Raw genomic sequence first — 22,911 nt, forward strand, 5'->3', positions numbered from 1 at the left:
GGTTCAACCTTGGGTACCCGGCGCGCGCCAGGAGTTGACGTACTCGGCCACATCCACCGCAGCGGCGGCATCGGCCACTTCCAGGGCGCGGCGGGTGTCGATCATCACCGCCACCTCGTCGATGAAGGTCGCCGGGTCCTCCTGGCTCTTCTTCAGCGCCTTGGGATGCGGCCCGTGGGGAAAGCCGCAGGGGTGCAGGGTGACCATGCCGGCCTCGATGTTGTCGCGGCTGAAGAAGTTGCCGCGGTGGTAGAACAGCACTTCGTCGTAGTCGTCGTTGTTGTGGAAGAACGGCACCTTGAGCGCGCCCGGGTCGGACTCGACCGGGCGCGGCGTGAAGGTACAGACCACGAAACCGTTGGCGACGAAGGTGGTGTGCGCCGACGGCGGCAGGTGATAGCGATGGCTGAGCAGCGGGCGAATGTCGCGCCAGTTCAGCCGCACCACGGTGTTGTCGCCGTGCCAGCCGACCACGTCCAGCGGGTTGTAGGGGTAGGTCACGGTGCTGATCTGGTTGCGCCGCTTGATCCTGATCTGCCAGGTGTTCTCGTCCTGCTGCGCCTTGAACGCCTCATCGAGCCGCGGATGATCGAGCACGGCGGGGTCGAAGATCGCCTGCGGGCCGAGCAGGCCCTTGTCCGGCAGCTGGTAGGCGCCATCGCTGTTCTCGATCAGCAGGAAGTAGCTCGGCGTGCTGGCCTCGATGCGCCAGGCGGTGCCGCGGGGGATTAGCAGGTAATCGCCGTCGCGATATTCCAGATGGCCGAAGTCGCAGTACAGGTGCCCCGCACCCTCGTGGACGAACAGCAGCTCGTCGCCGTCGGCGTTGCGCACCAGGTGGCGCATGGCACCGTGGGTGCGCCAGACGCGCAGCTTCACATCGGCGTTGTGCAGGGTCAGCGGCGCCGCCAGCGGGCAGTCGCGCTCGCTGGGGATGTCGTTGAAGTTGAACGCGTGCGGGCGCAACGGGCCTTCCCAGTCGATCCAGCCGGTCGGCGGATGCTTGTGGTGCAGGTGCGCGGTGGGGCCGAAGAAGCCCTCACGGCCCATCTCGCGCTCGTAGGTGCCCTGCGGCAGGTCGCAGTGCGCCTGACGCGAGCACTCGCCCTCGCGCAGGGGAAAGCTGATCCATTTACGGCTCATGGCATCACTCCTCGGAGATCACGCCGCGACGCAGCTGGTCTTCCTCGATGGATTCGAACAGCGCCTTGAAGTTGCCCTCGCCGAAGCCCTGATTGCCCTTGCGCTGGATGATCTCGAAGAAGATCGGGCCAATCACCGTGTTGGTGAAGATCTGCAGCAGGATGCCGTCGTCGCCCGGCGCACCATCGATCAGGATATTCAGCTCGCGCAGCAACTCCAGCGGCTCGCCATGGCCGGCGACGCGACTGTCGACCTTTTCATAATAGGTGTCCGGGGTGGTCATGAAGTCCACGCCGTTGGCGCGCAGCTGGCGCACGGTGGCGTAGATATCGTCGGTGGACAGGGCGATGTGCTGAATGCCCTCGCCGTGGTACTCGCGGATGAATTCCTCGATCTGCGACTTGTCGTCGGCCGACTCGTTGATCGGGATGCGGATCTTGCCGCAGGGCGCGGTCATGGCGCGGGAGAACAGGCCGGTGAGCTTGCCTTCGATGTCGAAGTAGCGGATCTCGCGGAAATTGGCGATGCGCTCGTAGAAGCCGGACCAGACGTCCATCTGCCCGCGTTTGACGTTATGGGTCAGGTGGTCGATCTGCTGCAGGCCGACGGCGTTGTCGTTGGGGCTGCGGCCTTCGATGTATTCGAAGTCGACGTCGTAGATGGTCTTGTCGCCGTAGCGGTCGACCAGATACAGCAGCGAGCCGCCGATGCCTTCCACACAGGGGATGTTCAGCTCGCCGAAGTTGGCGTGGCTGCCGACCAGCTTGGCGCCCTGCTGCTCGACGTAGGCCGCGGCCTGGGCCGCGTTCTTGACCCGGAAGGCCATGGCGCAGGCGCTGGGGCCGTGCTTCTCGCCGAAGGCGCGGACGTGGCCGGTGGGGCTGCCGTTGAGGACGAAATTGATATCGTTCTGCTGGAACAGCCAGACCTGCTTGGAGCGGTGCTTGGCGGTTTCGGTGAAGCCCATGGCGGTGAACAGCTGGCGCAGCTGGGCGATGCCTTCTTCGTTGGGCGCGGTGAACTCGACGAACTCGAAGCCGTCGGTACCGATGGGGTTGTGCTGCTCGATCTTGGCCACGGCGGTCATTTCGCCTCCTCGTTGTTGTTGTGGGCTGCGCCGTGAGGCGCGTTTGAATGAACCCATGACAACCCGATGGCAGACGGCGAACAAGGCGGCGCAACCGCCCGGTTGGGGCGATCTCAGCGAGGTATTGGCAAGTTTTCCTTACACCCTGAAAAACCAGGGAATGCGGCCTGGCAAGACCTGCAAATGCGTAAGGTTTTCTTGCCAGAGCGGTTCGCCAGGCTGCCAGACGAGCTGCCGCGGCGAGGCCGAGGAAGAGCATGCGTAGTGGATCGGGGCGCCGCGCCGAGGCTGAAGCGCGCAACGGTGGATGGGTAAAGCCTCGGCCACGCACCCCGATCCCCCTGAATCAGCTGTGCCCTGCCGGGCGGACAACGCGCCGGCGCCTCAGCGCTGCAGATGCCCGTAGAGCTTGGCGTACAGGCCGCCGTCGGCGATCAGCTGCTGGTGGTCGCCGTCCTCGGCGACGCTGCCGCCATCGAACACCAGCACGCGGTCGGCCTGCTTCACCGCGCTCAGACGGTGGGCGATGATCAGCGTGGTGCGGCCGTTGAGGAACTGCGCCAGCGCCTCGTGCAGGGCGTATTCGGTGGCGGCGTCGAGCGCCGAGGTGGCCTCGTCGAGGATCACCACCTTGGGCTCGGCCAATACCATGCGAGCAATCGCCAGGCGCTGACGCTGGCCGCCGGACAGGCGCACGCCGCTGCGCCCGACCACGCTGTCCAGGCCCTGCGGCAGCGCCTGGATGGTCGGCGCCAGCTGGGCGATTTCCAGCGCGCGCCAGCAGGCCTGGTCGCTGCGCTCGCGGCCCATGCACAGGTTGGCGCGCACCGTGTCGTTGAACAGCGCCGGGTGCTGCAGCACCACCGCGACGTTGTCGCGCACGCAGTCCAGACCGATCTCCTCCTGGCTGCTGCCACCGAAGCGGATGCTGCCGGCCTGCGGCGTGTAGAGCCCCAGCAGCAGCTGCACCAGGGTGCTCTTGCCGCCACCCGAGGCGCCGACTATGGCCACCTTCTCGCCGGGGGCGATGGACAAATCGAGGCGATCCAGTACCGGCTCCTCGCCGTAGGCGAAGGTCAGCCCGCGCACCTCGATGCCGACGGTGTCGCGACCCTTGAACGGATCGACGCGGCCCGGGTACTGCGGCTCGTCGCGCCGCGCCAGCAGCTCGTTGATCCGCGTCAGTGCGCCGCCGGCGGCGTAGAAGGCGTACTGCAGGCTGAGCAGCTGCTCCACCGGGCCGATCATGAACCACAGGTAGCTGAACACCGCGAGCATCTGGCCGATGGACAGGTCGGAGAACAGCACGGTGAGCATGGCGGCGGCGCGGAACACGTCGATGCCGAACTGGAACAGCAGGCCGCTGGCGCGGTTCGACGCATCGCTCTTCCACTGCGAGGCCACGGCAAAGTCGCGTACCTCGCGTGCCCGCCCACCGAGGCGGCCGAGGAAATAGCCCTGGCGATTGCCGGCGCGCACCTCCTGGATGGCGTCGAGGGTCTCGGTCAGCGCCTGGGTGAAGCGGCCGGTGCTGTCGTTCTCGAGCTTCTTCAGGTGCTTGACCTGCTTGCCCAGCTGCACCGTGGCGTAGATCACCAGCGGGTTGAACAGCAGGATCAGCAGCGCCAGCTGCCAGTGCATCCAGATCAGGATGGCCGAGGTGCCGACCAGGGTCAGCACCGCCACCAGGAAGCGGCTGAGGGTCTCGCCGACGAACTTGTCCAGGGTGTCCAGGTCGGTGACCAGATGGGTGGTGACCGTGCCGCCGCCGAGGCTCTCGTACTCGCCGAGGGAAATGCGCTTGAGCCGCTCGATCAAACGCATGCGGATGCGGTAGACGATGTCCTTCGACAGCCGCGCGAACAGCCGTGCCTGCAGCACGTTGAAGATCAGCGCCGAGCCGCGCAGCAGCAGGGTCAGCAGCAGCATCAGGCCGATATAGCCGGCGGCGGTCTCCCAACTGGCCGGCAGGAAGTTGTCCATCACCTTGAGCGCGGCGTCGCCGTCGTGCAGCAGCACCTCGTCGACCAGCAGCGGCAGCAGCAGCGGAATCGGCACGCTGCACAGGGTGGCCAGCACCGCGACCAGGTTGGCGAGGATCAGCGCTTTCTTGTGCTGCAGGGCCAGGCGACGGATTTCTGCCCAGCTCAACCGATCAGGCATGGGCGGCGCGCTCCAGCCAGCGGCCGAGCAGCGGCGCCAGCACCTCCAGCGGTTGATAGCCGTTGGTCAGCAGCGCCAGCTGGCCGTCGCGCTCGGCCAGCAGGGTGGGGAAACCGGCGATGCCCAGATCCTGCACCCAGCTGAAATCGGCGGCGGTGGCATCAACCATGGCCTGGCTGTCGAAGGCCTCGGCGAACTCGATGCGCGGAATGCCGGCCTGCTCGGCCAGTTGCACCAGCACGCCGGCCTGGGTGACGTCGACGCCCTCGGTGTAGAAGGCCTGCTGGATCAGCTTGAGCAGCGGCCAGGCGCTGGCCGCGTCGAGGCTGCGCGCGGTGACCAGGGCGCGGCAGGCCGGCTCGGTGTCGTAGACCAGGCCCTCGGGCAGGCCGCGCTCGAAGTCGAACAGCTGTCCGGTGCTGGCGTTGACCGCCTGCCAGTAGCCCAGGTAACGCACCCGCGCCGCGGCGTCGATGGCCCCCTGGTCGCGGCGCAGGCCGCCGACCACCAGCTGCAGCGGCACGCCGGCCGCTGCGGCCTGCTCGGCGAGGGCCTCGGCCACCGGGGCGAAACCCCAGCACCAGGAACACATCGGGTCCATCACGTAGAGCAGGCGGCTTGCCATGGTCAGGCCTCGTTCAGTTGGCGGGGGTCGCGTCCCAGAGGATGCGGCTGGTTGCGCGCGCGCGCCAGCTCGATCTGCTTCTGCCGCTCGCGGGCGCCTTCACGGGTCTTCTCCGGCAGCGAGTCCCAGCAATGCGGGCAGCTGACGCCGGGGCTGTAGCGCTCGGACTGGCGGTCCGCCACGGAAATCGGCGTGCGGCAGGCGTGGCACTGGTCGTAGTCGCCTTCCGTCAGGTCGTGGCGCACGGTCACCCGGTTGTCGAAGACGAAGCAGTCGCCCTGCCACTTGGTATCTTCCTGCGGCACTTCCTCCAGGTATTTGAGGATGCCGCCCTTGAGGTGATAGACCTCCTCGAAGCCCTCGCCGAGCATGTAGCTGGAGGCCTTCTCGCAACGGATGCCGCCGGTGCAGAACATCGCCACCTTCTTGTGCTGGCGCGGGTCGAAGTGGGCCTTGATGTACTCGGGAAACTCGCGGAACGACTTGGTCTTGGGGTCGATGGCGCCCTCGAAGGTGCCGATGGCCACCTCGTAGTCGTTGCGGGTATCGATCAGCAGCACCTCGGGGTCGCTGATCAGGGCGTTCCAGTCCTGCGGCTCGACGTAGGTGCCGACGCGCTGGTTGGGGTCGACGCCCGGCACGCCGAGGGTGACGATTTCCTTCTTCAGCTTGACCTTGGTGCGATAGAACGGCTGCTCATCGCAGTAGGACTCCTTGTGGTCGATATCGGCCAGACGGGCGTCCTCGGCGAACCAGGCAAGCAACGCATCGATGCCGGCGCGGCTGCCGGAGACGGTGCCGTTGATGCCCTCTTCGGCGAGCAGCAGGGTGCCCTTGATGCCGTTATCGAGCAGGGTTTGCAGCAGGGGTTCGCGCAGCGCCTGGTATTCCGGCAGGGAGACGAACTTGTACAGCGCCGCGACGACGATCTTGTCAGTCATGGAATGTCCTTCAGTAGTCGCCCACGTAAAGGGCGGACTGGGGCTCGATCGGCGCGAACTCGCCGGATCGAGAAGCCAAACGAAAGCGCCGGCGTGGGCCGGCGCGAGGCGGATTGTAACAAAGCCGCGAAGCGCCGGGGCGAGTTGGCGACAAGGCGCGACAGCCTGTCGCCTGGCCCGGCTGCAACGCTCCGCAGCCTGGGTCGAGCGCAGCGATAGCCGGGGAGGCCCCGGCGTTCATCCGGCCCGGGTCAATGACCGCCGCGGCAGGTCGGCGAGGCCGGCGCCACGCCCTGCGCCGCCCACTCCTCGGGGGTGTAGGTGTGCAGGGCCAGGGCATGGATCTGCGCCATCAGCTCGCCGACCGTGGCGTAGACCTTCTGATGCCGCTTGACCGCGTTCAGGCCGGCGAACGCCGGGCTGACGATCACCGCCTTGTAGTGGGTCTCCAGGCCGCGGCTGTGCATATGGCTCTCGTCCAGCACCGCGAGGTGTTCGGGCTGCAGATCGGCCAGCGCGGCGACGATCAGGTCTTGCTTGGACATCGTGGGCTCCATCAGGGTTGTTTCACGCCGAGCTCGTCGCTCATCTCGGCCAGCAGCTTGTTCACCTCCGGCACGGCGGTTTCCAGCTTGCTCTGGGTGATCTGTGCGGACTGTGCGGTGAGGGTCGGCATCTTCTGCAGCACCTTCTGCCCCAGCGGCGACTCGTAGAAGGCGATCAGCTGCTTGAGCTCCTGCTCGTCGAAGTTGCTGGTGTAGAGCTTGACCATGTCCGGCTTGAGCTTGTCCCAGCCCACCGCCTTGTCCAGCGCGGCATTGGCCTTGGCCTGATAGCTTTCCAGCAGCGCCTGCTTGCCGCCCGGTGCCTGGGCGAAGCGCTGGGCGAACATCTGCTGCACCTGGCCATACACCGGCACGGTCAGCTTGTCGGCATGTGCCAGCTTGAGAAAACGCTCGGCATCGGCGGCATGGCTGGCGGCATCGGCCAGGGCCAGGGACGCCGAGGCACTGAGCAGAACGGCGGTGCACAGCTTGAATAGATGAGGCATGGGAAGGCTTCCGGGGGTGACGGGTGAGTCTGGGTAGACTGCGCTGGGGGCATTTTGTGCCCAAGCCCGGTTTACCTCAAGTCGGCCGCATCGTGCGCCAGCGCACAAAACCCCTGCGCACTGCCGCACCCGCTGGTCAGTTGCCAAAATGCCAGCACTTGCCCATGCTTGAACGTGCTCGGCATGCTGTGCGCCCCCGATTCGAATGGCGTGCGCACTCCTCGCCCCGGCAATTGATCGCCAGCCTGCGCACACACATGGACGTGCCCGATGACCAGTTTCGCCAGCCCCGCCGAGTTTCCCCCCCAGCCGCTGTGCGACAGCAAGGGTCGGCTGCTGGCCGAAGCCATCGGCTGGTCGAGCCGACCGCAGGTGCACTGCGCCCTGCGCGGCCACCTGGGCCGGCGCAAACGCTGGAACCACTGGTGCATCACCACCCCGCAGTGGATGCTCGCGCTGACCCTGGCCGACCTCGATTACCTGGGCTACGGCGCCGCCTACTTCCTCGACCTGGACAGCGGCCAGGCCGTCGCCCACACCCAGCTGCGCCCCTTCGCCTTCGGCTGCCAGCTGCCCGACCTGCCGCTGGAAAGCCACGCCTTCAACCACCCGCGCCTGCAACTGCGCATCGACGAGCATCCCGGCCGCCTGCGCCTGACCGCCGCCGCCCCGGATATCGGCGGCCAGCCGCTGCAGGTGGCGCTGGACATCCAGCGCCCCGCCCACCTGCAATCGGTCAACCTGGTGGCGCCGCTGCAGGGCGGCGGCTTCCACGCCACCAGCCGCCAGCTCGGCCTACCCGCCGCCGGCAGCCTGCAGCTGGGACGCAAGCAGTACAGCTGCGCCCCCGGGCAGAGCTTCGCCGCCCTGGATTTCGGCCGCGGCGTGTGGCCGCTGAACAGCCACTGGCAACGCGCTGCCTTCGCCGCACCGGGCGGCATCGCCGGCAACTTCGGCTCCGGCTGGCTGGAATACAGCGGCCTGTCGGAGAACGCCCTGTGGTTCGGCGGCGAACTGCAGCGCCTGGACAGCCCGCTGAGCATCGAACAGAGCGCCCACGCGCCGCTGGCACCCTGGCGCCTGGACAGCGCGGACGAGCGCGTGGCGCTGCGTTTCAGCCCGCGCCAGCTGCACCGCGCCTGCCCCAAGCTGGGCCCCTTCCATGCCGACACCCAGCAGTGGTTCGGTCGCTACGACGGCGTGCTGCGCGGTCCCAAGGGCGAGCGGGTACCGGTGGACGGCGCCCTCGGCTGGCTCGGCGCGACCCACGCCCGCTGGTAATGGTCGCGATAGAAAATCCGCGGAACCAGTGCCCGACGCAACGGCCTAAACTGCCAGCCGTCCTACTCCCGGAGATCGCCATGAGCCGCACCGAAACCGACAGCATCGGCCCCATCGAAGTCCCCAACGAGGCCTACTGGGGCGCGCAGACGCAGCGCTCGCTGATCAACTTCGCCATCGGCACCGAGCGCATGCCGCTGGCGGTGCTGCACGCCCTGGCGCTGATCAAGAAGGCCGCGGCGCGGGTCAACAGCCGCAGCGGCGAGCTGCCGGCGGATATCGCCCGGCTGATCGAACAGGCCGCCGACGAGGTGCTGGGTGGCGACCACGATGCGCAGTTCCCCCTGGTGGTGTGGCAGACCGGCAGCGGCACGCAGAGCAACATGAACGTCAACGAGGTGATCGCCGGCCGCGCCAACGAACTGGCCGGCGGCACGCGCGGCGGCAAGAGCCCGGTGCATCCCAACGATCACGTCAACCGTGCGCAGAGCTCCAACGACTGCTTCCCCACCGCCATGCACATCGCCGCGGCGCAGGCGGTCAGGCACAGCCTGCTGCCGGCCATCGCCGAGCTGCGCGACGGCCTGCAGGAGCAGGCGCAGCGCCACGCCCACCTGGTCAAGACCGGGCGCACCCATATGATGGACGCCACCCCCATCACCTTCGGCCAGGAGCTGTCGGCCTTCGTCGCCCAGCTCGGCTACGCCGAGGCGGCCACCCGCGCCGCCCTGCCGGCGGTATGCGAACTGGCCCAGGGTGGCACCGCGGTGGGCACCGGACTCAACGCCCCACCCGGCTTCGCCGAGGCCATCGCCGCCGAGCTGGCCGCGCTGAGTGGCCTGCCGCTGACCAGCGCGCCGAACAAGTTCGCCGCCCTCGCCGGCCACGAGCCGCTGGTGCAGCTCTCCGGCGCGCTGAAGACCCTGGCCGTGGCGCTGATGAAGCTGGCCAACGACCTGCGTCTGCTCGGCTCCGGCCCGCGCGCCGGCCTGGCCGAGGTGCGCCTGCCGGCCAACGAGCCGGGCAGCTCGATCATGCCCGGCAAGGTCAACCCGACCCAGTGCGAGGCGCTGTCGATGCTCGCCTGCCAGGTGCTGGGCAACGACGCCACCATCGGCTTCGCCGCCAGCCAGGGCCACCTGCAGCTCAACGTGTTCAAGCCGGTGATCATCCACAACCTGCTGCAGTCGATCCGCCTGCTCGCCGACGGCTGCCGCAACTTCCAGCAGCACTGCATCGCCGAGCTGCAGCCGGATGCCGTGCAAATGGCCGCGCACCTGGAGAACGGCCTGATGCTGGTCACCGCGCTGAACCCGCATATCGGCTACGACAAGGCCGCCGAGATCGCCAAAAAGGCCTACGCCGAGGGCAGCACCCTGCGCCAGGCGGCGCTGCAACTGGGCTATCTGAACGACGCCCAGTTCGACCAGTGGGTGCGGCCGCAGGACATGCTCGGAGCCGGCAAACATGACTGAGGGCAAGAGCGGCGCCACGCCGCTGGAAGGCGACGGCAAACGCATCCTGATGATCTTCGGCACGCCCAAGCGCGAAAGCCTGTGCCATGCCCTCGGCGCCGCCTACGCCCAGGGCGCGCGCGACCAGGGCCATGTGGTGCGCCAGCTGAAGCTGGGCGAGCTGCAGTTCGACCCGATCCTGCGCGACGGCTACGACCAGAGCCAGAACCTGGAGCCCGACCTGCTCGAGGCGCAGCGCCTGATCCATTGGGCCGAGCACCTGGTGTTCGTCTACCCGGTCTGGTGGGGCGGCCTGCCGGCGCTGCTCAAGGGCTTCTTCGACCGGGTGTTGCTGCCCGGCTTCGCCTTCAAGTACCGCCACCGCTCGCAGCTGTGGGACAAGTTGCTCAGCGGGCGCAGCGCCGACCTGCTGGTGACCCTGGACACCCCGCCCTGGTACTTCCGCTGGGTCTACGGCGCGCCGGCGCACCGGCAGATGGTGCGCACCATCCTCGGTTTCTGCGGGATCAAGACCCGCCGCCTGGCCGAATTCGCCCCGGTGCGACCGTCCAGCGAGGAGCAGCGCCAGGCCTGGCTGCGCAAGGCCGAGGCGCTGGGGGTCAAGGCCTAGGCAGCGCGTAGCGCTGGCCTGGATTGCCGGCTCCTGGTGCGCGCGGCGCCCCCTACGCCCTGGCCAGCCGCCTTGCCTTGCGTGCGCGCAGCCCGGCCAGCAGCGACGGCCCCAGCGCGGTCAACGCCGAGCCCAGCACCACCAGCAGGGCGCCGCCGTAGGCGATCCAGTTGACCTGCTCGGGCTGCACGTGATCCGGCCACCAGCTCGCCGCCACGGCCACCGAGGCGAAGGTCACCAGCGGGGTGACGGCCAGGGTGGCGCTGACCCGCGAGGCCTCCCAGTGCGCCAGCGCCTCGGCGAAGGCGCCGTAGGCGACCAGGGTGTTGAGGCAGCAGGCCAGCAGCAGCCAGCCCTGCAACGGGCTCAGCTCGAGCGCCTGCAGCGGCTGCGCCCAGGGCGTCAGCAGCAGGGCGCAGGCCAGGTAGATCACCATCATCGCCTGCACCGAGTTCCACAGGGTCAGCAGCTGCTTCTGCGCCAGGCCATAGAAGGTCCAGACGAAGGCCGCCGCCAGGACGATCAGCACGCCGGCGGTGTAGGCGGTGAGCGAGGTCAGCAGCTCGCCCAGGCGCTGGTTGAAGAACAGCACGAAGCCCAGCAGCAGGATCGCCAGGCCGATGCCCTGGCCCAGGCTGAAACGCTCGCGGAAGACGAACAGGCTGCTGACCAGCAGCAGGATCGGCGCCACCTGGATCACTAACTGCGTCGTGCCGGGGCTGAGCAGATTGAGACCGACCAGGTACAGCACGTAGTTGGCGGTCAGTCCGGCGATGGCCAACGCCAGCAGCCAGGCGCCCTTGCGCCCCAGCGGGCGAAAGCGCGGCAGCCGGCGGGACGCGGCCAGGTAGGCGAACAGCAGCGAGCCGGCCACCAGCAGGCGGTACCAGGTGACGGTGACCGGGTCCATCACCTGCAGCACTTCTTTCAGCTTGATCGGTAGGATGCCCCAGAGCACGGACGTGGTCAGGGCGAGCAGCAGGCCGTAGAGCCAACGGCCGGAGGAGATATGCATGGCGACCTCGAAGCGGGCGACCCGGCAAGTCGCTCGGGCCGCAAAGCGCCATTCTAGGAGGCGGACCGCAACCGGCACAGTAACAGTTAGGCGGCGTTGCACGGCACAACTGTACCGCCCTCCCTCTGAAAATGTCAGACTTCCGGCGTCAAAATCTTGGAAAAATCGACAAAAAGCACCAATCAGGCCGACAACCTCGACCACTGGTCGCTTCGCTCGGCAGGGCGCAAGGCGCGCAGTAGACTCAAATCATCCAGCCTCTGTAGATGGAGAGCCTTTTTATGTTCGGTCAACGCAGCCTCGACGCCCAACCTGGGACGCATTACCGCAGCTCCCGCCTGAGTTCCGTCAACGGCCAATATTTCTTTTCGACCCGAGAAGGCACCCTGGAAGGGCCTTTTGCGTCCCGCCACGACGCCGAACTGGCTGTAGCCCGCTATATCGATCGAGTGAACATGGCCAACAAGCTGCTGCGCCATAGCAACGACCATATCGGCAACCTGCAACGCCGCACAGTCCAGCGGGATCAGGAACTCTGAACGTCTCCCGCTGATCCGCACCCTAGCCGCTTCGAGCCTGCTTGCTGATGATTTGGCTTGCCGGCGATTTCCCCACCGGCTACGCGAATCGCCCCTGAAATCGTGCAAACGAGTGGAAACGCTCGCCGATCTTCAAAGCCTTGCCAGCCCCAGATCCAGCCGGTGCGCGGCCAGATGCGGCAGCACCGCGGCCAGCAGCGGCTCCTTGAATGCCTCCTGAAAGCGATGGGCCAGCCCCGGGATCAGCTTGAGCTCGGCCCCCCGGATATGCGCCGCCACGTGCACGCCGTGCATCACCGGCAGCAGCGGGTCGGCGGTGCCGTGCACCACCAGGGTCGGCACCCGCAGGCGACCCAGCAGCGCCACCCGGCTCGGCTCGGCGAGGATCGCCAGTAGCTGACGCTGCACACCCTCGGGGTTGAAGGCGCGGTCGTAGGCCAGCTGCGCCTGCTGCAGCAACAGCGCACGGTCGTCGCGCACCGCCGGGCTGCCCAGTGCGGCGAGCAGGTCGGCCTGCTGCTGCAGCGCCGCCTCGCGGCTGCCCGCCTCGCGCCGCGCCAGCAGGCGCAGCAGCGACTCGTCCGGTGCCGGCAGGCCCTGGGCGCCGGAGCTGGTCATCACCAGGGTCAGGCTGAGCACCCGCGCTGGCGCCAGGTCGGCCAGGTGCTGGGCGATCATGCCGCCCATGCTCGCCCCCAGCACATGGAAAGCCGCGACGCCCAGAGCGTCCATCAGACCCAGGGCGTCGTCGGCCATGTCGCGCAACCGGTAAGGCGCGCCCGGCGCCAGGCCGAGGCGGTAGCGCAGCACCTCGTAGCCCAGGTTGATGGTCGGCGCTGGCTGCCGCCAGCTGCTCAGGCCAACATCGCGGTTGTCGAAACGTATCACCCGAAAACCCTGCTGGCACAGGCGCTCGACCACCTCGTCGGGCCAGTGGATCAGTTGCCCGCCCAGGCCCATGACCAGCAGCAACGCCGGGTCGCGCTGGCTGCCTATGCTCTGGTAGGCCAGGCGCACGTCGCCGACGTCCGCGTAACGGGTCGGTTGCTCGAGCTCGCAGCGAGTCGCCGCCCAGGACGGCAGGCCGCACAGCAGCGCCGCCAGGAAAATAAATAGACGCATGAAAACACCGGAAACGCAGAACCCCACTGAACCGCGAGTCTGGTGATAGTCGTTCGCGAGCGCTGCCACACAACGATGACAATTTGATGAAGGAAGACGAGCGGTCGCCCTGCGGCTCCGCGTTGGGCTTCGCTGCGCTCAGCGCCAACCTACGGACGTAGGTTGGGTCGAGCAGCCTGCGACGAAGCCCAACGCCCCTGGCTCCCATGGAACGCCAACGCAGGCAAACCGACAGGGCGAAGCGCCGATCAGGCCAGTTCGGCGCGCAACTGCCTGGCGGCGGCGACCATATTGACCAGCGCCGCCTCGGTCTCCGGCCAGGCGCGGGTCTTCAGGCCGCAGTCCGGATTGACCCACAGCCGCTCGACGGGGATGCGCGTGGCCGCCTTGCGCAGCAAGCCGGCCATCTCGGCGCTGTCCGGCACGCGCGGCGAGTGGATGTCGTAGACGCCCGGGCCGATCTCGTTGGGATAGGCGAAGCGCTCGAAGGCCTCCAGCAGCTGCATGTCCGAACGCGAGGTCTCGATGGTGATGACGTCGGCATCCATGGCGGCGATGGACTCGATCACGTCGTTGAACTCGCTGTAGCACATGTGGGTATGGATCTGCGTCTCGTCGCGCACGCCGCTGGCGGTCAGACGGAAGGCCTCGGTCGCCCAGTCCAGATAGCCCCGCCAGGCGGCCCGACGCAGCGGCAGGCCCTCGCGGAAGGCCGCCTCGTCGATCTGGATGATCTTGACGCCGGCCGCCTCCAGGTCCAGCACTTCGTCGCGGATGGCCAGGGCCAGCTGGCGCGCCTGCACCTCGCGCGGCACGTCCTCGCGCGGGAAGGACCACATCAGCATGGTCACCGGCCCGGTCAGCATGCCCTTCATCGGCTTGGCGGTCAGACCCTGGGCATAGCGAATCCAGTCCACCGTCATCGCCCGCGGACGGCTCAGGTCGCCGACTATCACCGCCGGTTTGACGCAGCGCGAGCCATAGCTCTGCACCCAGCCGAAACGGGTGAAGGCGTAGCCGTCGAGCTGCTCGGCGAAGTATTCGACCATGTCGTTGCGCTCGGCCTCGCCATGCACCAGCACGTCCAGGCCGAGGTTTTCCTGCACCTCGACGGCGTGGCGGATCTCGCTGTGCATGGCCTCGGCGTACTCGGCCGCGCTCAGCTTGCCGGCCTTGAACGCCTGGCGCGCCAGGCGAATGGCGGCGGTCTGCGGGAAGGAGCCGATGCTGGTGGTCGGCAACGGCGGCAGCTGCAGGTGCGCGCGCTGCTTGGCGCTACGCGTGGCGAAGGGCGACTGACGCTGGGCATGACGCGGGCGGATCGCCGCCAGGCGCGCCTGCACCTCGGCCTTGTGGATGCGCTTTGATGCGGCGCGGGCGGCCTGCACCGCGCGGCTCTGCGCCAGCGCGGCCTGCACCTCGGCCGCCTGTGGCGTCTCCAGCGCCTGGCCGAGCAACGCGACCTCGCGGCATTTCTGCACGGCGAAGGCCAGCCAGCTCTTCAGTTCGGCGTCCAGCTGATCCTCGCGTTCCAGATCCACCGGGCTGTGCAGCAGCGAGCAGGACGGCGCCACCCACAGGCGCTCGCCCAGACGTTCGTGGGCATGGCGCAGCAGCTCGAGCGCCTTGTCCAGGTCGCAGCGCCAGACGTTGCGGCCGTTGACCACGCCCAGCGACAGCACCTTGTAGGCCGGCAGGCGATCGAGGATGGTCGGGTACTGCTCCGGCGCGCGCACCAGGTCGATATGCAGGCCGTCCACCGGCAGATTGGCGGCCAGGCCGAGGTTGTCCCCCAGGCCGCCGAAGTAGGTGGCGATCAGCTTCTTGCCCGGCTCGCGCTGCAGCAGGTTGTAGGCACGCTCGAAGGCGTTCTTCCAGTCCTGCGGCAGGTCCAGCGCGAGGATCGGCTCGTCGATCTGCACCCATTCCACGCCCTGGGCGGCCAGGCGCTGGAGTATCTCGCCGTAGACCGGCAGCAGGCGTTCGAGCAGCTCCAGCTTGTTGAAGTCGCTGCCCTTGGTCTTGCCCAACCACAGGTAGGTCAACGGGCCGATCAGCACCGGCTTGACGGCGTGACCGAGGGCATGGGCTTCGTCCACTTCCTCGAACAACTGTCCCCAGCTCAGGGCGAACTGCTGGTCGACGGCAAACTCAGGCACCAGGTAGTGGTAGTTGGTATCGAACCACTTGGTCAGCTCCTGGGCGTGGGCGCCGCCGCAGCAACTGTGGCCGCTCTGGTTACCAACGGCGCCACGGGCCATGGCGAACAGGGTATCGAGGCCCGGCTTGCCGGCGGCCGGACGAAAGCGCTCGGGGATCACGCCCAGCGCCAGGGAATGGCCGAGCACCTGGTCGTACCAGGCGAAGTCGCCGACCGGCAGCAGCTCGATGCCGGCGTCCTTCTGCAGCTGCCAGTGCTCGGCGCGCAGGCGCTGACCGACCGCACGCAGACCGGTCTCGTCGAGCGTGCCTTGCCAATGGGCTTCGAGGGCTTTCTTCAGTTCGCGGTCGCGACCGATACGGGGAAAACCGAGGGAATGGGACAGGGCCATGTCAGAACGCTCCATAGGGAAATCGGAATGGCGCTATTCTCGGCATCCGCATCGAGTGAGACAAACTCAAGATATTTGTATTGAACTATAGAATTACTCATGTAGCCTGGATGAGGCTTTCCCCATCCACCATCGAGCGGCGCGCGCCGGCGGTGGATACACACAGTGTCATCCACTCTAGGTTCCGTGAGTCCGCCATGCTCGAACTACGCCATCTGAAAACCCTGCACGCCCTGCGCGAAACCGACAGCCTGGTGGAGGCCGCCGAGCGCCTGCACCTGACCCAGTCGGCGCTGTCGCACCAGTTCAAGGAGCTGGAGGAACGCCTCGGCCTGCAGCTGTTCGTGCGCAAGACCAAGCCGGTGCGCTTCACCAGCGCCGGCCTACGCCTGCTGCAGCTGGCCGACGCCACCCTGCCGCTGCTGCGCGGTGCCGAGCGCGATCTGGCGCGCCTGGCCGGTGGCACCGCGGGCCGCCTGCATATGGCCATCGAGTGTCACAGCTGCTTCCAGTGGCTGATGCCGACCATCGACCAGTTCCGCGATGCCTGGCCGGAGGTGGAGCTGGACCTGGCCTCGGGCTTCTCCTTCGCCCCGCTGCCGGCGCTGGCGCGTGGCGACCTGGACCTGGTGGTGACCTCGGATCCCATCGAGCTGGCCGGCATCACCTACGTGCCGCTGTTCACCTACGAGGCGATGCTCGCCGTGGCCAACCAGCACCGCCTGGCGAGCAAGGCCTATATCCAGCCCGAGGACCTAGCCAGCGAAACCCTGATCACCTACCCGGTGGAGCGCGACCGTCTGGACATCTTCACCCGTTTCCTCGAACCGGCCGACGTCGAGCCGGCGCAGGTGCGCACCTCGGAGCTGACGGTGATGATGATGCAGCTGGTGGCCAGCGGCCGCGGCGTCTGCGGCCTGCCCAACTGGGCGCTGCACGAGTACAGCTCGCGCGGCTACGTCAGCGCCAAGCGCCTGGGCGAAAAGGGCCTGTTCGCCACGCTCTATGCGGCGATCCGCAGCGACATGCTGGATGCGCCCTTTATGCGCGACTTCCTGCTGACCGCCAAGGACACCTCCTTCGCCAGCCTGGAAGGGGTCAGCGTGGCGCGCTGACGGCCAGCGGCGACATTGATCTGGATCAAGGCGCCTCGTACGCGGCGGGTCTTTACTGACAATACTTTCACCCACCTGCGGCCCGCGCCATGATCCAAGCCCTGCGCCAGCGCCATTCGAGGTTTGCCGGCCCCCTGGCGGTGCTGTGGCTCGTGCTGTTTCTCGGCTGCTCCCTCGTCCATGTCGGCAGCCACGTCCATCTGGATGAGCAGCTGGGCGAGGAATCGGCCAGCGTTCTCAATCTCGAGGAAGCGGCCACGTTCCTGCAGACCACCCACGGCCATGGCGCGGCTGAGGCCGGCGCGCTGGACGACAGCTGCAGCGCCCTGCAGACCATCCTTTTCAACCAACTGCTGTCGCTGCTGGCACTGGCCGCGCTGATCGCCATGCCCGGCCTGCTCGCCCTGCCCGACAGGCTGCGCGGCCGCCTGCTGCGTCTCGTCCCCTGCGCGCACGCGCCCGGTTTCCCGCCACCCCTGCACCTGCAACTGCAGCGCTTCAACGAGTAACCCCGCCTCTTCCAGTGCAATGCGCAGCCTGCCCGCGCCGGTCATTCGCCGTGCCGGCAAGCTCCCTCCGATTCCTGGAGAGTCCGTCATGTCTCACGATCTGCGTCCGGCCCCCGCGGCCACTACCTGGCGTTTCTGGCCGGCCCTGCTGCTGTTCGGCGCCATCGCCCTGTTCCTCCTCTGGGAGGAGCACGAAGCCCATCTGCTCGGTGCCCTGCCCTATCTGATCCTGCTGCTCTGCCCGCTGCTGCATCTGTTTATGCACCGCGGCCATGGTCGGGATAAAGACGGCCCGCACGACCACCACTGAGCAGGAGGCACAGCCTATGGAACATACAAGCTCGGCCTACGGCCTGTGGGGCCTGGTGATAGTCAACTCACTGGTGTTCATCCTGTTCGCCTTCAGCTTCTTCAAGCCCAGCAGCGCGCGGGACTGGCGTACCTTCGGCAGCTTCGCGGCCTTTATCGTCGCGCTGTTCGTCGAGATGTACGGCGCGCCGCTGACCCTCTACCTGCTGGCCGGCTGGCTGCAGAGCCGCTACCCGCAGCTCGACCCGCTGTCCCACGAGGCCGGCCATCTGTGGCACAGCCTGCTGGGCCTAGAGGGCGATCCGCACTTCGGCGCGCTGCATATCCTCGGCAACCTGCTGATCTTCGCCGGTTTCTGGCTGCTGGCCAGCGCCTGGCGCGTGCTGTATCGCGCGCAGCAGGCCGGCGAGCTGGCCGACAGCGGCCCCTACGCGCGCGTTCGCCATCCGCAATACCTGGCCTTCGCCCTGATCATGCTGGGCTTTCTGCTGCAGTGGCCGACCCTGCTGACCCTGCTGATGCTCCCCGTCCTGCTGCTGATGTACGTGCAGCTGGCCAGGCGTGAGGAGCAGGAGATGCTCGTGCACTTCGGCGAGACCTATCGCCGCTACCGCGACGCCACCCCGGCGTTCCTGCCCTGGCCAACGGCCCGCCCGCACGCCGCCGCGGACACGAGGAAGCAACCATGAACCACTTGCCCATGCCGCAGCCCACGGCAGCGCCCGATGGCCAGGAACAGGTGCTCGACCCGGTGTGCGGGATGGCCGTCGCCCCTACCGCGGCCAGTGCCAGCGCCGAGTTCGCCGGCACCCGCTACTGGTTCTGCTCGGCGCATTGCCGCGAGGAGTTCCTGCGCGATGCGCCGCGCTACGTCGCCGGCAGCGCCGCCCAGCCCTGCCAGCACAGCCATGCGCCGGCTGCCGCCACGCCGACGAGCGCAGGCCGACAACTGGCCAAGGACCCGATCTGCGGGATGATGGTGGACAAGGCCACGGCGCTGTCGCGCGAGCGCGGCGGGCGCACCTACTACTTCTGCAGCGACAGCTGCGTGCGCACCTTCGAGTCGCCGGAGGCCGAACTCAAAGCCATGCAGACCCGCGTGGCCATCGCCCTGACCGGGGTGCTGGCGCTGGCCCTGCTGCGCGCCGGCGCCTTTATCGGCCTGGCCACCGGCGCCATGCTGATGAGCTGGGTGCCGTTCGACGCGCTGCCGTTCTTCACCTGGGGCATGTGGCTGTTCCTGCTGGTGACGCCGGTGCAGTTCATCGGCGGCTGGAGCTTCTATAAGGGCGCGTGGAATGCCATCCGCACGCGCAACATCAACATGGATTTCCTCATCGCCATGGGCACCTCGGTGGCCTACTTCTACAGCGTGGCGGTGCTGTTCTTTCCCGAGGTGCTGCCGGTCAAGGTGGGCGAGCGCGAGGTCTATTTCGAGGTCTCGGCGGTGATCATCGCCTTCGTCCTGCTGGGCCGCTACATGGAGGAGATCATCAAGAAGAAATCCTCGGCCGCGGTGCGCCGCCTGCTCGACCTCAAGCCGGCCATCGCCCATGTGCTCCGCGACGGCGAGGAAGTCGACCTGCCGGTGGAAAACGTCATGGTCGGCGAGATGCTGGTGGTCAAGCCCGGCGAGAAGATTCCCACCGACGGCGAGGTCAGCGAAGGCCAGACGAGCGTCGACGAGTCGATGCTGACCGGCGAATCGATGCCGGTGGACAAGCGCCCGGGCAGCGCGGTGATCGGCGGCACCCTCAACCGCAGCGGGGTGTTCCGCTTCAAGGCCAGCCGGATCGGCGCCGACACGGCGCTGGCGCAGATCATCAGGATGGTCGAAGAGGCGCAGGGCAGCACCGCGCAGATCCAGCGCCTGGCCGATCAGGTCACCGCCTACTTCGTCCCGGCAGTGGTCGGCGTGGCCTTCCTGGCGCTGTTCGGCTGGTGGCTGGCCGGCAGCTTTCCCCAGGGACTGATGGCCTTTATCGCGGTGCTGATCATCTCCTGCCCCTGCGCGCTCGGCGTGGCCACCCCCGCCGCGCTGATGGTGGGGGTCGGCAAGGGCGCCGATAACGGCATCCTGATCCGCGGCGGCGAAGTGCTGGAGCGGGCGGAGAAACTCTCCACCGTGGTGTTCGACAAGACCGGCACCATCACCCGCGGCGAACCCGAGCTGACCGACCTGCTAGCCTTCGGCGGCGCCGTCGAGGACGAGGTGCTGCAACTGGCCGCCGCCGTCGAATCCGGCTCCGAACATCCGCTGGGCGCGGCCATCGTGCGTGCCGCCCGCCAGCGCGGCATGCACCTGCCGAAGGCCAGTGGGATAGAGGGCATCGCCGGCCATGGCATCGCCGGCACGGTCGAAGGGCGCACCGTCTGGCTGGGCAACCGGCGCCTGTTCGCCCGCGAGGGGATCGCCAGCGCAGAGGCCGAGGCGACTCTGGTCGCCCTGGAAGCCGATGGCAAGACCGCCATGCTGGTCGGCGTCGAGCAGCGCCTGCTCGGGGTGATCGCCGTGGCCGACACGGTCAAGCCGGAGGCGGCCGAAGCGGTCGCGGCGCTGCTGGCCGACGGTATCCAGGTGGTCCTGCTGAGCGGCGACAACAGGCGCACCGCCGAGGCGGTGGCGCGCCAGGTCGGCATCGGCCGGGTGATCGCCGAGGTGCTGCCGGACGACAAGGTCGCGGTGATCCACCAGCTACAGGGCGAGGGCCAGGTGGTGGCCATGGTCGGCGACGGGGTCAACGACGCCCCGGCCCTGGCCGCGGCCGAGATCGGCATCGCCATCGGCTCGGGCTCCGACGTGGCCAAGGAGACCGGCAGCATCATCCTGATCCGCGACGACGTGCGCGATGTGGTGGCCGCGATTCAGCTGTCGCGCGCGACCATGCGCAAGATCAAGCAGAACCTGTTCTGGGCCTTCGTCTACAACAGCATCGGCATTCCCATCGCAGCCTTCGGCCTGCTCAACCCGATCCTGGCGGCGGCCGCCATGGCCCTGTCATCGCTGTCGGTGATCGTCAATTCCGCTCTGCTCAAGCGTGTACGCCTGGGCAGCCTTCGCCACACCCCGTAAACCACGCAGGAGCATCACCATGAACACCACTTCACGCAACGCACTGACCGCTCTGGCTCTGGCCGGCACCCTGCTCACCGCCTCGGCCTTCGCCGAGCAGGCCCATCATCCGGAGCAGCTGGCGCAGAACCAGCAAGGCATGCCCATGGGACAAGGCATGGGCCAGGGCATGATGATGGACTGGTCGCAGATGCAGGACATGATGCGGCAGATGCACGGCACCACCGACCCTCAGCAGCGGCAGAAAATCCGCAGCGAACACCGCCAGGCCATGCGTTCGCAGATGGGCATGATGAACCAGCGCATGCAGCAGAGCCAATGCCCGATGGCCAAGGATGCGCCCATGCAGCAGCAATGCCTGAAAGACATGCACCGGAACATGCAGGACATGATGCAGATGATGGAACAGATGCTGGAAAACCAGTCGATGGCGAACGGGCAGTGAGCCGACGCGGCTCCGGTTGGCCGCCGGAGCCACGTAGGGTGCGACGTGCGCACCGTCGTTCGCCGCCGGCATAGGGGCGCACCCTACTCCTGCGACGCCCGGCGAAACGGCTGCCATAACTGCCCCAGGTAGCCCCTGGGGTAGCCCCGCTCGCGCAGCCCGACCTCGGCCTCGCCGAGGCGCTCGGCGCTGTCGTGGTAACTGCCCAGCAGCCAGTCCCAGAGCAGCAGGAATTCGCCGAAATTCACCTGGGCGTCCTCGAAGTCGCGTTTGTGGTGCCAGCGGTGCATCTGCGCCACCGCCAGCAGGCGCCGCAGCGGCCCCAGGTCGTAGTCCAGATTGGCGTGCTGGAAGGCCAGGTGCACGGTGAGCAGTGCGAACCAGGTGGCGCACAGCTGCGCCGGCGCGCCGAGCAGGGCCAGCAGCACCAGACCGGGACCGGCCAGCAGCAGCGCGCTCAGGGGATGGCGACGCTCGCCATTGACCCAGTACAGGCGCTCGGCACTGTGGTGCGGGGCATGCAGCCGCCACAGCCAGGCGAAGCGGTGGCTGGCGCGGTGCATCAGGTACAGGCTGCAGTCGATCAGCGCCGCCACCAGCAGCAGCTGCGCCCACCAGGGCCAGTGCCGGGGAAACAGCTCCAAGCTCAACCAGGGCCCGAACAGCCCCAGCAGCAGGCTGCCGAGCTGGATCAGGCCGAGGTTGACCAGCAGGTGGATAGCATCGGTCAGGCTGTCGTCATGGTCCTCCAGCCAGCTGCAGCGAAAGGGCTGCAGGCGCTCCAGCAGGGCCACCGCCAGCAGCGCCAGGGCGACGATCGGTAGGCTCGCCGGCCAGGCCGGGATGCCGCGCTGCAACAGGCTCAGCAGCAGGATGGCGCTGCCGCCGAAGATCAACGGATAGCTACCCCAGCGGATCAGCAGCTTGAATGGGGTGGGGATATCGGACATGGCGAACTCCTCGCAAGTGACTGGGGCCACTGTGCAGCCGGCGAGGTTCGGGGCGCTTGAACAAAACGGCTAAGCTGCCGAGCAATAGCGGATGCTGTGCTTAGTGCTCCGCTGAGTGCAGCTGCACCCGGGCCAGGGCCGAGGATGGGTCGAGGCCCAGCAGGCTGCGGAAGCTGCGGGAGAAATGCGCGGCATCGGCAAAACCGGCGGCATGGGCCGCGGTGGTCAGGTTATGGCCCTGGGCGATGGCCTGCAGGGCGCGGATCAGCCGGTGCCACTTGCGGTAGCTGCGCAGCGGCAGGCCGCAGCTGGAGCTGAACCAGTGGGAGAAACGGCTGGGCGACAGGTGCACCTGCTGCGCCAGCCTCCGCAGGTCATGGTCGGGATCGTCCAGCAGCGGCAGCAGCCGCGCCAGGCGCGGGTCGAGGGACGCCGCGGGCGGCAGCTGCAGATAACGGCCCAGCGCCTGGCGCAACTCGGTCACATCGCCCTCTCCCCGCTGCAGGGCCTGCAGCAGAGGGCCTGGTTCGCCCAGTTCGAGGCCCTGCAGCGGCTCGCTCAGGCCCAGGGCGCGGGCCTCGGCGCAGAAGGGGTCGAGATAGACCGACAGCAGCCGGCCGGCCTCGATGCGGTGCAGGGTGCCGGCACGAATCGCCACCACCTGCGCGCACAGCGCCTCGTCGGCGGCCCATACCCGCACGGCCCCATCCAGGCCGATGGCCAGCTGCACGGCCATATGCCGGTGCGCCTGGTTGTGCCCAGCCTGGCCGAGAAACAGGCCGATTCCAGGACCGATCCAGGCCTGGCCGGCCCAGGCAATATGCCCCTGTGTCTTCATGGCCCCTCCTGGGAAGCTCGCTGCATGGGCGCACCGCCTTTCACTGCTGGCCCCGGTGCGCACGGCGC

Annotated in this window: 22 protein-coding genes; 10 read left to right on the forward strand and 12 right to left on the reverse strand. The window is 67.9% G+C overall.

The genetic code is table 11. The annotated features are described in order from the left end of the window. Positions 1–3: 3 nt before the first annotated feature. From EA796_RS02055 to EA796_RS02085, 7 genes are all read right to left on the reverse strand, one after another. A complete protein-coding gene (locus tag EA796_RS02055; RefSeq protein WP_122107338.1) occupies positions 4–1,143 on the reverse strand; it encodes a homogentisate 1,2-dioxygenase in 1,140 nt (379 codons plus the stop codon). 4 nt (positions 1,144–1,147) lie between these two features. Then, complete coding sequence (gene hppD, locus EA796_RS02060) at positions 1,148–2,230, reverse strand: 4-hydroxyphenylpyruvate dioxygenase (RefSeq protein WP_021441977.1); 1,083 nt, start codon at positions 2,228–2,230, stop codon at positions 1,148–1,150. A 384-nt stretch (positions 2,231–2,614) separates the two neighbouring features. Beyond that, positions 2,615–4,393, reverse strand: a complete 1,779-nt coding sequence (locus EA796_RS02065) for an ABC transporter ATP-binding protein (RefSeq protein WP_031302575.1) — start codon at positions 4,391–4,393, stop codon at positions 2,615–2,617. Continuing rightward, the gene (locus tag EA796_RS02070; protein ID WP_122107339.1) at positions 4,386–5,018 is read right to left on the reverse strand and encodes a DsbA family protein; all 633 of its coding nucleotides are present in this window, start codon (positions 5,016–5,018) and stop codon (positions 4,386–4,388) included. Before EA796_RS02070 ends, EA796_RS02065 begins: the two co-directional genes overlap by 8 nt. A gap of 2 nt (positions 5,019–5,020) precedes the next feature. Continuing rightward, positions 5,021–5,959 (reverse strand): rhodanese-related sulfurtransferase, encoded by a 939-nt coding sequence (locus EA796_RS02075; protein WP_122107340.1) that lies wholly within the window; start codon positions 5,957–5,959, stop codon positions 5,021–5,023. Between the two features lie 251 nt (positions 5,960–6,210). Further along, positions 6,211–6,504, reverse strand: a complete 294-nt coding sequence (locus tag EA796_RS02080; RefSeq protein WP_021443247.1) for a BolA family transcriptional regulator — start codon at positions 6,502–6,504, stop codon at positions 6,211–6,213. Positions 6,505–6,515: 11 nt separating this feature from the next. Further along, entirely contained in the window at positions 6,516–7,010 is a 495-nt protein-coding gene (locus tag EA796_RS02085) for a DUF2059 domain-containing protein (RefSeq protein WP_021443246.1), read from the reverse strand. 270 nt (positions 7,011–7,280) lie between these two features. On the opposite strand from EA796_RS02085, the gene EA796_RS02090 reads away from it, so the two are divergent. The 3 genes from EA796_RS02090 to EA796_RS02100 all read left to right on the forward strand — a co-directional run bounded on the left by EA796_RS02090 (position 7,281) and on the right by EA796_RS02100 (position 10,376). After that, on the forward strand, positions 7,281–8,291 hold the full coding sequence (locus tag EA796_RS02090; RefSeq protein ID WP_122107341.1) for a DUF2804 domain-containing protein: 1,011 nt from the start codon (positions 7,281–7,283) through the stop codon (positions 8,289–8,291). 80 nt (positions 8,292–8,371) lie between these two features. After that, on the forward strand, positions 8,372–9,766 hold the full coding sequence (locus EA796_RS02095) for a class II fumarate hydratase (protein ID WP_122107342.1): 1,395 nt from the start codon (positions 8,372–8,374) through the stop codon (positions 9,764–9,766). Then, positions 9,759–10,376, forward strand: a complete 618-nt coding sequence (locus EA796_RS02100) for an NAD(P)H-dependent oxidoreductase (RefSeq protein ID WP_122107343.1) — start codon at positions 9,759–9,761, stop codon at positions 10,374–10,376. Before EA796_RS02095 ends, EA796_RS02100 begins: the two co-directional genes overlap by 8 nt. A gap of 52 nt (positions 10,377–10,428) precedes the next feature. On the opposite strand, the gene EA796_RS02105 is transcribed toward EA796_RS02100, so the two are convergent. Next, complete coding sequence (locus EA796_RS02105; RefSeq protein ID WP_122107344.1) at positions 10,429–11,391, reverse strand: DMT family transporter; 963 nt, start codon at positions 11,389–11,391, stop codon at positions 10,429–10,431. A gap of 281 nt (positions 11,392–11,672) precedes the next feature. Here EA796_RS02105 and EA796_RS02110 point away from each other — a divergent pair, with 281 nt between their 5' ends. Beyond that, entirely contained in the window at positions 11,673–11,930 is a 258-nt protein-coding gene (locus EA796_RS02110) for a DUF6316 family protein (protein ID WP_122107345.1), read from the forward strand. A gap of 132 nt (positions 11,931–12,062) precedes the next feature. Here EA796_RS02110 and EA796_RS02115 read toward each other — a convergent pair whose 3' ends face one another. Then, on the reverse strand, positions 12,063–13,052 hold the full coding sequence (locus EA796_RS02115) for an alpha/beta fold hydrolase (RefSeq protein ID WP_122107346.1): 990 nt from the start codon (positions 13,050–13,052) through the stop codon (positions 12,063–12,065). A 248-nt stretch (positions 13,053–13,300) separates the two neighbouring features. Beyond that, positions 13,301–15,604: a 5-methyltetrahydropteroyltriglutamate--homocysteine S-methyltransferase gene (gene metE, locus EA796_RS02120; RefSeq protein WP_122107347.1), complete on the reverse strand. Its 2,304-nt coding sequence runs from the start codon at positions 15,602–15,604 to the stop codon at positions 13,301–13,303. Between the two features lie 197 nt (positions 15,605–15,801). On the opposite strand from metE, the gene metR reads away from it, so the two are divergent. The 6 genes from metR (at position 15,802) to EA796_RS02150 (ending at position 21,055) form a co-directional block, all read left to right on the forward strand. Further along, positions 15,802–16,719: a transcriptional regulator MetR gene (metR, locus tag EA796_RS02125; protein WP_122107348.1), complete on the forward strand. Its 918-nt coding sequence runs from the start codon at positions 15,802–15,804 to the stop codon at positions 16,717–16,719. A gap of 89 nt (positions 16,720–16,808) precedes the next feature. Beyond that, the gene (locus EA796_RS02130; RefSeq protein WP_122107349.1) at positions 16,809–17,228 is read left to right on the forward strand and encodes a hypothetical protein; all 420 of its coding nucleotides are present in this window, start codon (positions 16,809–16,811) and stop codon (positions 17,226–17,228) included. An 88-nt stretch (positions 17,229–17,316) separates the two neighbouring features. Next, positions 17,317–17,538 (forward strand): DUF2933 domain-containing protein, encoded by a 222-nt coding sequence (locus EA796_RS02135; protein WP_122107350.1) that lies wholly within the window; start codon positions 17,317–17,319, stop codon positions 17,536–17,538. A 16-nt stretch (positions 17,539–17,554) separates the two neighbouring features. Then, positions 17,555–18,226, forward strand: a complete 672-nt coding sequence (locus tag EA796_RS02140; RefSeq protein ID WP_122107351.1) for an isoprenylcysteine carboxylmethyltransferase family protein — start codon at positions 17,555–17,557, stop codon at positions 18,224–18,226. Next, positions 18,223–20,610 (forward strand): heavy metal translocating P-type ATPase, encoded by a 2,388-nt coding sequence (locus tag EA796_RS02145; RefSeq protein WP_122107352.1) that lies wholly within the window; start codon positions 18,223–18,225, stop codon positions 20,608–20,610. Before EA796_RS02140 ends, EA796_RS02145 begins: the two co-directional genes overlap by 4 nt. A 19-nt stretch (positions 20,611–20,629) precedes the next feature. Continuing rightward, on the forward strand, positions 20,630–21,055 hold the full coding sequence (locus EA796_RS02150) for a hypothetical protein (RefSeq protein ID WP_122107353.1): 426 nt from the start codon (positions 20,630–20,632) through the stop codon (positions 21,053–21,055). Between the two features lie 83 nt (positions 21,056–21,138). On the opposite strand, the gene EA796_RS02155 is transcribed toward EA796_RS02150, so the two are convergent. Then, positions 21,139–22,005 carry a sterol desaturase family protein gene (locus EA796_RS02155; RefSeq protein ID WP_122107354.1) on the reverse strand — a complete coding sequence of 289 codons (867 nt, stop codon included), beginning with the start codon at positions 22,003–22,005 and terminating at the stop codon, positions 21,139–21,141. Positions 22,006–22,105: 100 nt separating this feature from the next. Next, positions 22,106–22,843 carry a helix-turn-helix domain-containing protein gene (locus EA796_RS02160; protein ID WP_122107355.1) on the reverse strand — a complete coding sequence of 246 codons (738 nt, stop codon included), beginning with the start codon at positions 22,841–22,843 and terminating at the stop codon, positions 22,106–22,108. Between the last annotated feature and the right edge of the window lie 68 nt (positions 22,844–22,911).

Origin of the sequence: Pseudomonas sp. AOB-7, from assembly GCF_003696305.1 — a bacterium.
In the GTDB taxonomy this organism is placed as follows: domain Bacteria; phylum Pseudomonadota; class Gammaproteobacteria; order Pseudomonadales; family Pseudomonadaceae; genus Aquipseudomonas.